Consider the following 13,819-nt stretch of genomic DNA (forward strand, 5'->3'; position numbering starts at 1 on the left):
ATGGACCAAGCGTTGCGCGCCTATCGCGAGCGCTGTCGTGGCGCCTATCGCGGACTCGGACCCAGCCCGACAGTGACGGCGAACCTCGATCGGCCTATCGGTGAGGCGGTCGAATTCCGCCCATAGACTATCGAAAGGCACGCACTTCCAGCTCTATCTCCTCGTACGCGTTGCCGGCTACCTAAATTCGTGCGCGCGGTCCAATGCCTTTGATTGCTGATGTCGTTGTGGAGACGTTTGATCGCTGAAGCATTTGTTTGCTGACCTAGCGGCGCGGGGGAGGTCATTTATTGGGTACATCTCCAGCACTCTATGTGCGATCGCGAGGAAAATTTGTCCAGACAAGCGAATTCATCGAATCTGGACTAATCAATAAGTATAATGATGGTAAGATTCGGGGGGCAGGAATGGCCGAGGTTGGACTTTTGGAATGGGCGGATAAGCAGCCCGACTGGATTAGGGATGCCTTAAGAAGACACGCCGCGCGGCCGGGCTTCAACCTCGAGCAGGAGGATAAGGCCGGTGTAACAGCTCGGGTCCGCCACGTCGGTGGATTTACCGCTGATCTGCCCGAATGCTCTCCGCTCTCGGCGGAGCATTTGAGGGCCAACAGTTCGAACGAGCCGCGCGCGGTGCTTTGCTCACTCGGCCCCGTCAAGCATTTGAACCGCCTCGCCGAAGAGCAGCAACTGCGTTTCGCCACCGATGGCATCACCATTATCTACGGCGACAATGGAAGCGGAAAGAGCGGCTATTGCCGGATCGCGAAGAAGCTTTGCCGTAGTCTGACGGCGGATGATCTTCTTGGCAACGTGTTCGAGATCGGCACCAAACCGCCAGCCGAAGTGCTTGTCCGGTTTCTCGAAGAGGGTGCTACGGAACCGACCCCCATAACCTGGAAGGACGGAACGCTGCCCCCGCGTCAATTGCACGGATCTCCGTTTTCGACTCCGCGAACGCTCGCCTCTACGTCGATAAGCAAAACCGTATCGGTTTTCTGCCCGCAGCCATCGCGCTTCTCGAAAGCCATGGACGTCACCGCACCGAGCTCGAAGCCGACTTCCGGGAAGAAATCAAAGCGATCGAAAAGAACCTAAAGACACCATTGCCGAGTGGGTACACAGCTGCCGGCGCGGTCGTAAAGCTGCTGGCTCGTCTCGAAATCAAGTCAAAGGACGTGATGCCTTCCGCAGCCGAAATCAAAAACCTCGCTGCCCTCTCAGAGCAGGACATGGCTGATCTCGCTGGCCTCGAACAGGCTCTGGCAAGCGACCCTTCAACGATGGCGACAAAGCGTCGGCGTGCCAAGGCGGCCTTGGAAAAACTGCTGACTGCATCTGAACAGATCGACGCGGCTCTCTCAGCGGCGGCCCTCGAGATTTATCGCAATCTATATGCAACAGCCGATTCTACAGCGCAGGCTGCACAACTTGCCGCCTCAGGAGCGTTCGCGACTATGCCGTTGAGCGGCGTTGGGCTTTCTCCCTGGCGGTATATGTTCGACCATGCACGAGCCTATTTAGCGAGCGTCACTGGCATCGATCATCAGCACTTGCCAGATCAGGAAGGCGATCGTTGCATGCTCTGCCAGGAGCCGATGACGGCGGACGCCGCGGGGCGGATCCAATCCTTCAATGACTTCGTAACGGGCGCCGCAAATAAGGCGGCGCAAGTCGCATCTATTGCCCATGAAGAGGCCCTGCGCCAAATCAAAGGACTCACCATTGCGACCGGGGAGGCGGTTGAGGCGGCTCTCGGAGAGTTTGGCGATCTGTCCGCCGCACGCAAGGCGATGGTGGCCCTGATCTCGGCATATTATGTCGAGGCAGGTAAAAGGCGTGATGCAATTGTCGTTGCGGCTGCGCTGTCCGAGTACGCTGCGTTCCCGCAACTTGCGGCGCCAGTTGCATCGAAACTCCGAACGGAGGCGGAGGCGCTAGAGGCCGAAGCGCTGACGGACGACAAGGCAGCGGCCGACGACGGGAACCGCGCTACCGATCGAGCTCGTCGCGATACACTCAAGGATCGGAAAAAACTGGGCGACGATCTCACCATCGTTCTCGCGCGCTTGGCGAATCTCGAAGAGCGGCGCAAGCTTCTCTCATGCTGCGATGCTGTCGAAACAGGCTCGGTGTCACGGCAGATGACGTCGCTTCGACGAAGCCTCGTCATGCAGGATCTCGAAAAGCGCGTCGTCGCCGAGATTGAGACTCTGGCGTTAACGCACATCCCGTTCGCAGTTAATGATCGTAGTCAAGATGGGCAGAGCTATTTCGAGGTCGGGCTCAACGCGGCAAAAGCGATCTCAAACAGCAAGGTCTTAAGCGAAGGAGAGCAGCGCGCGCTTGCCCTGGCCTGTTTCTTAGCCGAGGTCGGAGGAGACACATCGCGTCAAGGCATGATCATCGACGACCCCGTGTCATCTCTCGACCATGTTCGGATCAGGCGGGTCGCGGCAAGGCTCGTAAAAGAAGCGGCCACAGGACGTCAGATTATTATTTTCACCCATAATCTTCTGTTCTTCAACGAGGTGGTTGACGCAGCTGCGCAGGCCAATCCGCCGATTCCCCTTGTTCGAAACTACATCAACAAGTCCGAATCTGCCGGTTTTGGCTTGATTAGCGAAACTGACGAGCCGTGGATCGCACAGTCTGTCACGAAGCGCATCGAGACTCTCAAGACGCGCCTGAAGAGCTTCGACGGCGCCACTGATTTCACCACCGATGCTTGGCGAAGGTCAGCGAAGGATTTCTACAGCGATCTTCGGGAAACCTGGGAGAGGCTCGTTGAAGAAATCCTGCTCGGTAAAGTCGTCGAGCGATTTAACAGCGATGTCAAGACACAGAGCCTGAAGGGTGTGGTGGTCGAGGACGAAGACCACAAGCGAATCTATTGGGCCATGAAGCGAGTTTCGGAGCGTTCTGGACATGACATGGCGTCCGCCAAGGCCATTCCAGTTCCAACACCAAACGATATGAAGAGCGATCTTGATGGAATTGACCAATATCGTATCGACACCACCAAACGAAAAAAGGATGCCGAAAAGCGCCGGATTGAATTCGAACAGCCTCCCAAGGCGACTGTACTCTAGCCTAATGACTATTGTCGTGTATTACTGGCCCTCACTGGCTTCATCCTGCTGCGCATGCCGGTGTCCGCCTGCCGCGGGCGAAGCCGACGTGACGAGGAAGTATCGCGAGGGCGCCAAGCCATCAATGGCTGTGCGCTCGCTCTTCATCTTGGATTTCAGCGCCGAGAAGCCTGACCGCTGGTAGTGCTTCGCCTGCACAATGTCGCCGCCGGCAAGGGCATGTCGACCATCCATCGCGTCGTCCGGTCCCTCGGGAAAGGCCTCGAAACGCTTGTCGATCTCGCGACCTACGAGGTCGCGGGCCAAATCCTCAAACTCGTTATGGGACAAACTCGAGAAATCATAAGCCATGCGCCCAGATTGAGTGCCCATTTGGTGGGCAGACAAGCAACCGGGGGCACAATTGCGTCGTGCCTCTCCATTACCAACAAAAAGATAAACGCGCTTTCCAGGCGATGCGGTCGGATGATCGTTTCGCGCTTGGCAAAAGCGAACGGATTAGTCTATGGCTCTCGGCGGGGGGGCGAGTTATGCGACGGGTGCGAATCCTTCAAGTAGGCGATATTCACTATCCGGATTGGCATCCTTCCTCTAGCAACATCGATGCCAAGGATAGCAAGTTCGCTCCGAAAATAACGCAGAAGCTACGCGCGTCTTCGCTGCGTGCCGTCTTGACGAAGCTTCGGCGGCTGACGACTTCGAAGCCCTTGGATTCGATCGCCTTCATGGGGGATTTCACGAGCCGTGGCGACAAGACTTTCATTGCTTCGGCATTCCAGCATTTCACGTTGCTCTGCCGCGCACAGGGGCGCAGTTCAAAGGCGCTTCCGTTGATATTCGTACCGGGAAATCACGATGTGAACCGTGATGACGCGCGCGAACTTGGACCGACTGAGAAATTCAGCGAAATGGCGAGTTTAGCCGCCCGCTTGGGTTGGCAGACCGTTCCCGTGGACCAACCCGTGCACTTCAGACTTCCGACAGGATCCGCAGGCGCAAACTTCATCCTCGTCAACACAGCGATAGGCAGTTGGGAGCTTCAGAACCTTCCCGCGTTCCTTCGTGATCGTCTCGAGGCACTCGGTCCTTCTACAGAACCTGTAGATCTCGGCTCGCCGGACACCTCGGGACATTCGCCCGCGACACCTCCCAGCGATCCAGACAAGGAGGCGTCCGACGACGAGTATTACGGTCAGATGGACACGCCATACATCTCGCGTGAGATGCTTGCAGGCCTACAGGAATTGCTCCAGCAGCCCGACATGCGTTACGGCATCATGATCGGCCATCACAATCTGCTGCCACAAAAGACTCCGCGCATTACGCCATACGCGGAGATGCTCAACAGCGGATTTGTCAGAACTCAGCTGCTGCAGGGCAACAAGCCTATCGTCTACCTGCATGGACACATACATGCCGATCCGGTCGAGATCGTCAACGATCCAAGGTTTCCGGACGGCAAATTGATCTGCATCTCAGCACCAGAGATACAGTCAGGTTTCAATGAGCTCGTCTTCTTCACGACCGATCAGGGAGAGCTCGTCGGCATCCGACTTATACCCTACCGCACCAATGTCGCCGACGGGACGGTCATGGAAGGCGAACATTGCTTCATCTCGACTATGTCCAACGGCAAGGCCTTTCTGAACAACGACACGTTTGACCTGATGCGCCGACTGCGCGACCATGCCACCAGGCGCGGGAATGGGTTACTCTTCTGGGACGAGATCACTGAGATTGCCGCCTCCGCCGAGCTCGGGCTAGATTTGGAAGACTCTCTTCTGATGCTCCAAGCGGCGCGCTTCGTCGAGATAGACGGCCTCACGAAGGCAAACTCGGCTTGGCGCATTAAGGTAAGGGACGAATAGAGATGGAGAATCCGTTCGGCCCCAACAGGATCGAGTACGAAAGTCGCCCGATACTGTGGTTCAGTCAGAAGTCGGCCTTGATTTCTGCCGCCGCCAAGCCGGTCTTCGTCGCAGGGACGAGAGGCAGCGGCAAGACCAGTATTCTTCGCTCGCTTTCCACAGTTCATATCCTCGAAGACAAAAGTCTCGCGGACCAAGTCGGCAAGCTCGGCTGGTATGGCGTCTTCTTCCAGCTCAATGAGACATTTTCGCCCCTAATCGACAACGCGGTTCTGAACCTCATTCCGGAGCGGATACGCTTCGACACGGCCGCCGTGATCCCGCGGCAATTCGTAATCTTCTCTCACTATCTGGAGCTGAAGATAGTCGAACGCCTGCTCGAGAGCATCAGCCAGCTCAGACGCGACAGCCACTTGAAATACCGGGCCTCTGAAGATAGGGACGTCGCCTTGGCACTGCATCGCGAAGTGCTGCACTTCATACCCCAACCTGCCCGTCTCGACTTCTTCAGCATAGATGAGCTGCGGGGTGGGATAACCCGGTACGTCGACGAATGCTTCAACGCGTTCTTCTTTGCCGCCGATGAGGGAGCGACCGGCTTCAGAGCGACAGACCCTGGCGCGATCATTAACAAGGTCGCGACCGCGATCACCCCACTTTTAAATGGCCCATCTTTCGCCGGTGACAGGGCGCCCTTCTTCAAGATCCTGATTGACGACTGTGAGGCACTGACACCGCTCCAACAGCAGTTCCTGAACACCTTGGTGAGGAAGACGCGCGGCAATGTGAAATGGGTCCTCGCCTACATCGGCGGCCTTTACGACACGATCCGGACGATCATACCCGGCCAGTCGCTCTCGAATGCTGACCGGGACGTCGAGAATCTTGATTCAGTCGATCCGAGGGAGTTCGCCACGCTGTGCGAGAACGTGTCGTCGCTTCGGCTCTACTATGCGCTTCCTGACCATCTGCGGAGTGATCTCAAGCGCAACGATGCGCTCAGCGCGTTTTCGCTCAAAAACCGGCTGGGGCGGCTTTCCGTCAATGACATCATCGAGCGGGTTATCATATCGGGTCATTCCGAGGGCAGAGAAGAGCTTGTGGCACTCGCTGATGCAGCACGTGAATTCCTCTCCGTGAATTTGAGGACGGCGGATCAGCAGCAATTCCTTCTTGATCGAAAAGCGCGCCCTTATGCCGAAGGGCTGGCGCTCGCGCTCATGAACCCGGAAATCAAGCGCCGGCCCATGAGCAAGGCGGATGCTTCAAATCTGAAGAGGTCGATCGCCCGGAAACAGGGATGGGCTTTTCTGAAAGCGTGCCAGATGCTGCGTCTGCATGACTACCCGTACGTAGGGCACCAGATCATCACATCATTGAGCGACGTCTGTATACGCGATTTCCTTGATATAATGGGAGAGATCTTCCGCCGCAGTGTTCCGAGTTCCAGTGATCCACGAAAACTGGTGGAATTCATCAACTCGGATTTACAGATTCATCTCGAACAGCAGAGACAGGCTGTGAACGCCGCCTCTCAACGGAAGCTTGATGGACTTCAGGCGCTTTCACATCCGTACGAAGAAGAGAGCGTGCGCATGGTGCGGGCGTTGGGTTACCTGACCGCTCGCCTCCAGACAGAGTTTGCCGAAGAAAATGCTCTAGGAACGACAGAGAGAGGCATTTTCAGGGTTGATCTAAAGGAAATGCGCTCGCTGGTGAACCGACTGGAGCAACCCAGCGGAAAACTGGACGAGGTCCTGCGTCGGGCGGAAAGGGATGGGTTTATCCGGGAGGTCTCCGCCGCCGGCAACTTTGAGGTGGACCGCGCCGACCCCGCATCGAAGGAGATGCTGATCAGATTGCATCGGCGATTTGCACCTTACTTCGGGTTCTCCTATCGCGGCCCGTACGAAATCAACACAATCCCTGCGGCGCAGATGGTCGACCTGCTTTTTACCAGGCATCGGCTCCCAGAAGACTGGGCCGACTCGGTGTTTAAGGAGCTCGTCGCGCGGCCCGCACTCAAGACCGAATTCCAGCACTCGCTTTTCGAGAGCGATCTCGAATGACCGCTTCAACTGTCGAGTATCGAGTCTTCGGCCATCTGGCCGTCACTGAGAAGGCGAGAGATGCAGGTACCTGCGAAACGATGGAGGCAGATATCGCGATCGTCGCGCTTGGATGGGAAACGCGTTTCGCCGCGTTCGAAAACCATCTTGACCTGAAGGTCGGCAAAATCGTGGTTCTGGACTTTGCTCTGAAGGAAGCGAACGTCCCAGCCGTCGAAGAAAACCGGCGAAAGCTCATCGCTATGGGTACCCGATGGGGCGTCGAAGTGACTGCGATCACCCTCGAGCCTTCCATCGAGTATCAGAAGAACATCAATCTCCTCGATCACCTGCTCACTCAGATGGCCGCTTCATGTGGCTCATACGAAGGAAGCCTGCGGAAGGTTTTCGTCGAGTGCTCGACGATGCCGCGAATCTACATCCAATGGCTGATTGCGGTGGCATTCAAGAAAATGTCGATTCAGTCTCTCGAATTCGGGTACGCCGAAGGTATCTACGGGAACGCGATCGGCAAAGAGGATTTTTCCAGCGGCTTGGACCGATACGTCACCGTCCCTCATCTTCAAGGCAGCGGAGGAATGGGCGAAGAGAAAGTCCTGCTCGTGGGGATCGGAGGAGATGCCGACGTATTCTACGGATTGATCGATATCGTCAGTCCGGAACGGATCTCGCTCCTCGTCCCAAGAAGCGAGAAGAATGCGCATATCGATGCTTTGCTCGATCAACAGGTGGCCAAGGTACGTGAAACCCACCGGCTCGAAGATGGCGAAGTTCGCGACATCCAGGCTTTCGGGCTGATGGCCCACCTCGATGCTTTCGAGACGTATCTCGACGGGTTCGGCTCGCGTGCGGTGGTGAACGTTTTTGTCAGCGGCCCGAAGGTTCAGGCCATCGCTGCTGCCGTGCTCGCCTGCTCCGACAGCCGCGTCCATCTCAAGGCACGAATTCCCACCTCCTATGCCCATCGTGAAGTCTCAGCGAATGGGCGGTATCATATCTATAGGCTGATTGACCTGACATCCCCTGCCTGCAGCCTTCCCGGGACGTTCTGACACGATCTTGCATTCGAGTAGCATCATGGTCCCAGTAGCCGTTCCGCCAAGCCTTCAGCGCATGTTCGTGTCGCCCGATCCGGTCGATGGGGGACTAATTCCCACTTAGAAGCTGCTCTACATCAGATCAGGGGAAATGCAGACTGGCAGAATTCCATAATTAGCGACTCAAAACATATACTCAGGCGAGACTGTTTAGCATAGAAATAGTGAGCGCTCTCCAATATGTTAGGCTCTGTCGCAGTAGCGCAACAAGCTCAGTCTTTGGATGGGTGGTATGAGGATGAGACGACTGAATGTGTACAGGCTCAGTCATTTTATCGAGGCTCTCGTTTTTGTCGTAAGCGCGTTCGGTGCGACGTGGCTTACCAGCTTTGTGAACGCGCCATGGTGGGCATATGTGATTATAGCGGCCATCACTATGGGCATGTTCGTAGCCGTGCGTCGGGTCCTTTCTGAGCCGCAACGTATGGGACTCTTGGCACACAACTCGGCAGCGACCTCTGCGTGAACCCAGGCGCCTTGAAAATGTCCCCGATGCGTCCGGATTTTTGGCGGTGATCTTCAATCAAATGCGATGAGCTGCAATTTCTGGCGACGGCCACGCTAAGGGCGGGCCTCCAGCACCATGTTGAACGGTGTCTCCGCGGCGCGACGCAATCGCTTGAAGCCGCCGCCGGTCACAACCTTGCGCAGCCTCGCCTCACCGGCCTGGGCTCCAAGCGCGAGCCCGACTTCCTGCGACACGGATGCGGGCGTGCACACGAAAGTGGAAGCGGCATAGTAAACGCGGCCGACGGGATTGAGGTTCGCCGCCAGATGATCATGCGCGAACGGCTCGACGATCATCCACGTGCCGTCCGGCTTGAGCGATCCGTGGACATGGGTGGCGGCGCCCGTCGGGTCGCCCATGTCGTGAAGGCAATCGAAGAATGTGACGAGGTCATACGTTCCGGGATAGCTCTTGGCGGCCGCCACGTCGAACCGCGTGTTAACGCCGACGCCGGCTACCTCGGCCGCCTTGCGGGCGCGCTCAATCGAGGGGGCATGATAGTCGAAGCCGACGAAGCGCGAATTGGGGAAGGCCTGTGCCATGAGCACGGTCGATGCACCATGACCGCATCCAACATCCGCGACGTCCACGCCGCGTTCGAGCTTCTCGACGACGCCCTCCAAGGCCGGCAGCCAGGAGTCGATCAGATTGGCATTGTAGCCTGGACGGAAGAACCGTTCCGTACCGCGAAACAGACACGCGCTATGATCGTGCCACCCGACGCCCTTGCCGGACTGGAATGCCTGCCTCACCTTTTCTTCATCGAGCCACAGCGCGGACAGGAACTCGAATGCGCCTGCCATGAAGGCCGGGCTGTCTTCATCAGCGAACACCAGCTCTTGCTCGGCGTTGAGATAGAATTTGTCGCTCGCTTCATCGTAGTCGACGTAACCCGCCGCCGCCTGCCCGGAAAGCCATTCCCTTACGAGGCGTTCCTGGGTGCCGGTGCGTGTCGAAAGTTCGGCGGCCGTCATCTTGCCGCCTTCGCGCAATGCCTTAAACAGGCCGAGTCTGTCCCCCAGCAGGACTCCCGCGCCCGTTGCGATCGCACCGAGATCGCCGACCATTTTCCCCAAGAATGCGTCCAACTTTTCCTGATTCGCTTCAGACATCTGAATCTCCCTTTGGGTTCAATCTCTCCAGGCGACGGAGCCGTGCTCGTCATGAGGCGCCTTGAGCATCAGATGCTCGAAGACATGCAGATATCCCCGGCGGCTCATCCGCGCTGCCGATCCTGCACCAGACCATATCGGTGACGAGCGGCGCGGTGGTCGGGAATGACAGCCACCTCCATGCCGTTGAAAAGCAGGAAATCCGTCACTTTGCCCTCGTCGGTAACCGGCGGAGCCGGAGTGGTCGTCACCAGGGCAAGCCCTGTTGCAGCAGGTATCCTTGGGCAGCCTGTCAGAACATCGATGACTCCGGTTGTGGTGCCGGGGCGGGCGATCAGGGGCCAAGTGATTGTTCCGCGGCGGCTGTATGTTGTGGTAAGGTGATCATGCGAACTCTTGTTGGTCGGTCACGTGTTTTGCGGATGACCCGCATGTACTGTGCCAAATGAGAAAACCATTCAAACGCAATCCAGTAGATCTGACTGTATCCGACATTGTCGGAATTTGGACATCGCCGAACGCGAAGCGCTCGGGGCTTGTGACGATACTTGAGCGTGCTGCTTCGGAGGAGGGATGCGCCTCGAACCGGCCGCGAGGCCTTTTTCTGGCAACGGATATTCCGGCCGGGTTAGGCCGCGAGGAAAGCGACGGTGAATAAGAGGTAGAGGACCAACCGTTTTGAGCGGGTAGTTGCCGTGTTGCGCCCCCAGGCAAAGGCCAGCACCACGGAGCAGTATTTCTGGTGGCGATACTACATCGCCTTTAAGTGCCGGTTACCCGTTTTTACCCAGTTGGCCTGGTGCATTCAGAGCGAGGTCGTTGGAAACCGCTTATTGTGGCTATGAGCAAACTCGGGATGGAGGAGTGGACCCAAAAATTGGCAAAATGCCCCAGGGAGGATTACATGGGTCGCTCATTCCCCGTACTCGTTACAGGTGCGCGTCGCTACGCAAACAGCTTGCTTTTGACTTGGCGTTTCTTGCCGTTTCGGCATCGCTCACTAATTCGGCCGCTGCCGACACCGTGAACTGGCGTCAATTCGAAGGGACCAGCATAACTTGGGCCTACGACATCCACCCCTATGCGGATGCTCTCGCTGCGCAACTTTCCGGAGTTCGAGAAGCTGACCCGGCATCAAGGTCACGCCGGAACTCTACCCAGACGATTCTTACTGGAACAAGATGACGATCCAACTGACGACGAAGTCGCCAGCATGGGATGTGTTCGGCACTGGCATTCAGCCCGCGTAGGACCTCGCTCCGAGTGGCGCCTGCTGGACAAATACCTGAGTGATCCGAAGCTTACCGATGCTGGATACGACTACATTCGGACATGATCAAGAAGTGCGCGGCTCCTTCCTTCGCCAATGATAACTGGAACCAGGTCGTGGACGGCATCTCGTCCGGCCGCACCGCGATGACGATCGACTCAAAAATGTTCGGCTTCTGGAACGATGTTGCGGGGAAGCCGGCATCCGGCAAGATCGCCTTCGCTCCGCCGCTGCACGCACCGAGCGCCACGAGCTTGGATTCTGACATCTGGATCTGGGCTCTCGCCATGAACGCGGCTTCCGAAAAGAAGGGCACGGCCTGGCTGTTCATCCCGTGGGCCACCTCCAAGCAGGTGGCGCTCAAGGGTGCCCTTGCTGGCCAGCTCGTCAATCCGCCGCGCACGTCGACCTGGCAGGACGATACCTAGACTAAGTACGCTTCGCAGCCCGAGTTCAACAACTTCGTTGACAGCTTCAAAAAGATACAGGATCAAGCCGCGCTGGCTTTCACACCGCGTGTCGGCTTCGGCGAAGCCATGAACGCATGGGCCGTGGCGATGCAGAAGATGGCAAACGGCGATGACGTCGAGACGACGTTGAGGGCGCTTGCCGAAGAAATCCGCACTGGCCTCTGATCAAAAGGAACAGGGCAGTACTATTGCACTGCCCTGTTCCCGCCAACGGCGGAGATCACGCCGTGTCACCCCAAGCACTTAAACCCAGCGCTGCTTCGCCCGGCCGCGCCGACGATTTTTCTTGGCCGCCAAGGCGGCAGCCTGCGGCCGGGGCCACAACCGAAACGACCACGGCGATCAGTCCGTAAGCTGCCCGGGGCAGCGGAAGGGCGGAAAGCGCCTTCAGGTGGCCGCACAAGTAGGGTCTCGAGACGGACTCAGCGCGGCAGCACGCTCGATCCCATCAGCGCCTCATCGATGGCGCGCGCCGCCTGGCGGCCCTCGCGGATCGCCCAGACGACCAGCGACTGGCCGCGCCGCACGTCGCCCGCCGCATAGAGCTTTTCGACGCTGGTCCTGTAGTCCCGGTCATTGGCCTCGACATTCTTCGAGCGGCGGCTGTCAATGGCGATCTTCATCTGGCCGGCCAGTTCCGACACCGGCCCGCGAGCGGCTGGCCCGGCAAAGCCGATGGCGATGAACGCGAGATCGGCACGAATGACGAATTCGCTGCCGGCGATCGGCTTGCGCTTTTCGTCGACCTCGCAGCATTTGACCCCGGTCAGCTGGCCGTCTTCGCCGATGAACTCGAGCGTCGCCACCTGAAACTCGCGCTCGGCGCCTTCGGCCTGCGAGGACGAGGTGCGCATCTTGGTCGCCCAGTAGGGCCAGACCGAAAGCTTGTCTTCCTTTTCCGGCGGCTGCGGACGGATGTCGAGCTGGGTGACGCGGACCGCGCCCTGGCGGAAGGCGGTGCCGACGCAGTCGGACGCGGTATCGCCGCCGCCGACGACGACCACATGCTGGCCGCCGGCGAGGATCGGATGCGACGGCCACGCCACCGACTGGATCGGTTCGCCGCCGACACGCCTGTTCTGCTGCACCAGATAGGGCATCGCGTCATGCACGCCGCCGAGATCGTCGCCGGGAATGCCGGCCGCGCGCGGCGTTTCGGAACCGCCGCAATAAAGCACCGCGTCATGTTCGGCGAGCAGCTCGGCAACCGGCTTGTCGACGCCGACATTGACGCCGCAATGGAAGGTGACGCCCTCGCCCTGCATCTGCTCGATGCGCCGGTCGATATAGTGCTTCTCGATCTTGAAGTCGGGAATGCCGTAACGCATCAGCCCGCCGGGCCGGCTCTCGCGCTCATAGACATGGACGTCGTGGCCGGCGCGGCCGAGCTGCTGGGCAGCCGACATGCCGGCCGGGCCGGAGCCGATGACGGCGACGCGCTTGCCGGTCTTCTTCTCCGGCGGATAGGGCCTGATATGGCCGGTCTCGTAAGCCTTGTCGGCGATCGCCTGCTCGACCGTCTTGATGGCGACGGGAATGTCCTCGAGGTTCAGCGTGCAGGCTTCCTCGCAAGGTGCGGGGCAGATGCGGCCGGTGAATTCCGGGAAATTGTTGGTCGAATGCAGGTTGCGGATCGCATTGTCCCAGTCGCCATTGTAGACGAGGTCGTTCCAGTCCGGGATCTGGTTGTGGATGGGACAGCCCGTTGGCCCGTGGCAGAACGGAATGCCGCAATCCATGCAGCGCGCGGCCTGTTTCTCGACCTCCTTGTCCGACATCGGCAGCGTGAATTCACGGAAATGCCGGATGCGGTCGGAGGCCGGCTGGTACTTGTGCACCTGCCGGTCGATTTCGAGAAAGCCTGTTACCTTGCCCATAGTCCAGCTCCTGCTGTCCAGATGGCGCGCCTGGCGACGCCCTGCAGCTGGATCAGATGGGGCATCCCGTCCACACATGGGCCGCACCAAGTTGCCCAAAATTCGACTATGTACACTTGCCGGGCTCAAAGCTCGTGAGGGGCTCGCCATGCAGCCAGTTCTCGACTCTAATCGAAGGAGCCGGGGACTCCATCTGCAATACCACGTTGCGGTCCAAAGCTATTTCCAAAGGTTTCTGCACGAGCTGGTTTCCTCTCAGAGACGGCACACGGGTTCAGGGAGGAGCGCATCGCTCGTCTTGCCCCATTAAGTGCAGTCACAGTCACTCAGTCTCAAAAGCCATGCCAACGCGCTCAGCGCGCAGTTAGCGCCCATTGCTTCGAAAAACCTCGTCAGTGCCCAGATGTTGGTTGTAATGAACCTGACATTTGTCTGACGCTGTCAGCTTTTGGACACG

General features: G+C 58.3%; 9 protein-coding genes and 2 pseudogenes. 6 read left to right on the forward strand and 5 right to left on the reverse strand.

What is annotated here, in order from left to right:
- Positions 1-407 precede the first annotated feature (407 nt).
- Positions 408-1,097 (forward strand): hypothetical protein, encoded by a 690-nt coding sequence (locus tag EJ073_RS32285; RefSeq protein ID WP_245455308.1) that lies wholly within the window; start codon positions 408-410, stop codon positions 1,095-1,097.
- 134 nt (positions 1,098-1,231) lie between these two features.
- Positions 1,232-3,091: an AAA family ATPase gene (locus EJ073_RS22010; RefSeq protein WP_245455309.1), complete on the forward strand. Its 1,860-nt coding sequence runs from the start codon at positions 1,232-1,234 to the stop codon at positions 3,089-3,091.
- 21 nt (positions 3,092-3,112) lie between these two features.
- Here EJ073_RS22010 and EJ073_RS22015 read toward each other — a convergent pair whose 3' ends face one another.
- The gene (locus tag EJ073_RS22015; RefSeq protein ID WP_186815491.1) at positions 3,113-3,442 is read right to left on the reverse strand and encodes a hypothetical protein; all 330 of its coding nucleotides are present in this window, start codon (positions 3,440-3,442) and stop codon (positions 3,113-3,115) included.
- A gap of 59 nt (positions 3,443-3,501) precedes the next feature.
- Here EJ073_RS22015 and EJ073_RS22020 point away from each other — a divergent pair, with 59 nt between their 5' ends.
- The 3 genes from EJ073_RS22020 to EJ073_RS22030 are packed head-to-tail and all read left to right on the forward strand — an operon-like array spanning position 3,502 to position 8,080.
- Positions 3,502-4,959 carry a metallophosphoesterase gene (locus tag EJ073_RS22020; RefSeq protein ID WP_126057628.1) on the forward strand — a complete coding sequence of 486 codons (1,458 nt, stop codon included), beginning with the start codon at positions 3,502-3,504 and terminating at the stop codon, positions 4,957-4,959.
- Positions 4,960-4,961: 2 nt separating this feature from the next.
- Complete coding sequence (locus EJ073_RS22025; protein ID WP_126057629.1) at positions 4,962-7,028, forward strand: hypothetical protein; 2,067 nt, start codon at positions 4,962-4,964, stop codon at positions 7,026-7,028.
- Positions 7,025-8,080, forward strand: a complete 1,056-nt coding sequence (locus EJ073_RS22030; RefSeq protein WP_126057630.1) for a hypothetical protein — start codon at positions 7,025-7,027, stop codon at positions 8,078-8,080. The genes EJ073_RS22025 and EJ073_RS22030 overlap by 4 nt, the downstream gene beginning before the upstream one ends.
- 606 nt (positions 8,081-8,686) lie before the next feature.
- Here EJ073_RS22030 and EJ073_RS22035 read toward each other — a convergent pair.
- Together EJ073_RS22035 and EJ073_RS22040 are read right to left on the reverse strand one after the other, a co-directional pair.
- Positions 8,687-9,745, reverse strand: a complete 1,059-nt coding sequence (locus EJ073_RS22035; RefSeq protein WP_024504268.1) for a class I SAM-dependent methyltransferase — start codon at positions 9,743-9,745, stop codon at positions 8,687-8,689.
- 57 nt (positions 9,746-9,802) lie between these two features.
- A pseudogene (locus tag EJ073_RS22040) lies at positions 9,803-10,023 on the reverse strand (insulinase family protein); the annotation flags it as partial.
- Between the two features lie 1,054 nt (positions 10,024-11,077).
- Here EJ073_RS22040 and EJ073_RS32290 point away from each other — a divergent pair.
- The gene (locus EJ073_RS32290; protein ID WP_245454714.1) at positions 11,078-11,443 is read left to right on the forward strand and encodes an extracellular solute-binding protein; all 366 of its coding nucleotides are present in this window, start codon (positions 11,078-11,080) and stop codon (positions 11,441-11,443) included.
- Between the two features lie 464 nt (positions 11,444-11,907).
- On the opposite strand, the gene EJ073_RS22050 is transcribed toward EJ073_RS32290, so the two are convergent.
- Both EJ073_RS22050 and EJ073_RS22055 read right to left on the reverse strand, forming a co-directional pair.
- Positions 11,908-13,362 carry a glutamate synthase subunit beta gene (locus EJ073_RS22050; RefSeq protein WP_024504270.1) on the reverse strand — a complete coding sequence of 485 codons (1,455 nt, stop codon included), beginning with the start codon at positions 13,360-13,362 and terminating at the stop codon, positions 11,908-11,910.
- A 41-nt stretch (positions 13,363-13,403) separates the two neighbouring features.
- Positions 13,404-13,567, reverse strand: a pseudogene (locus EJ073_RS22055) (thioredoxin domain-containing protein); the annotation flags it as partial.
- Between the last annotated feature and the right edge of the window lie 252 nt (positions 13,568-13,819).

It is taken from the genome of Mesorhizobium sp. M4B.F.Ca.ET.058.02.1.1, assembly GCF_003952505.1.
Lineage (GTDB): Bacteria > Pseudomonadota > Alphaproteobacteria > Rhizobiales > Rhizobiaceae > Mesorhizobium.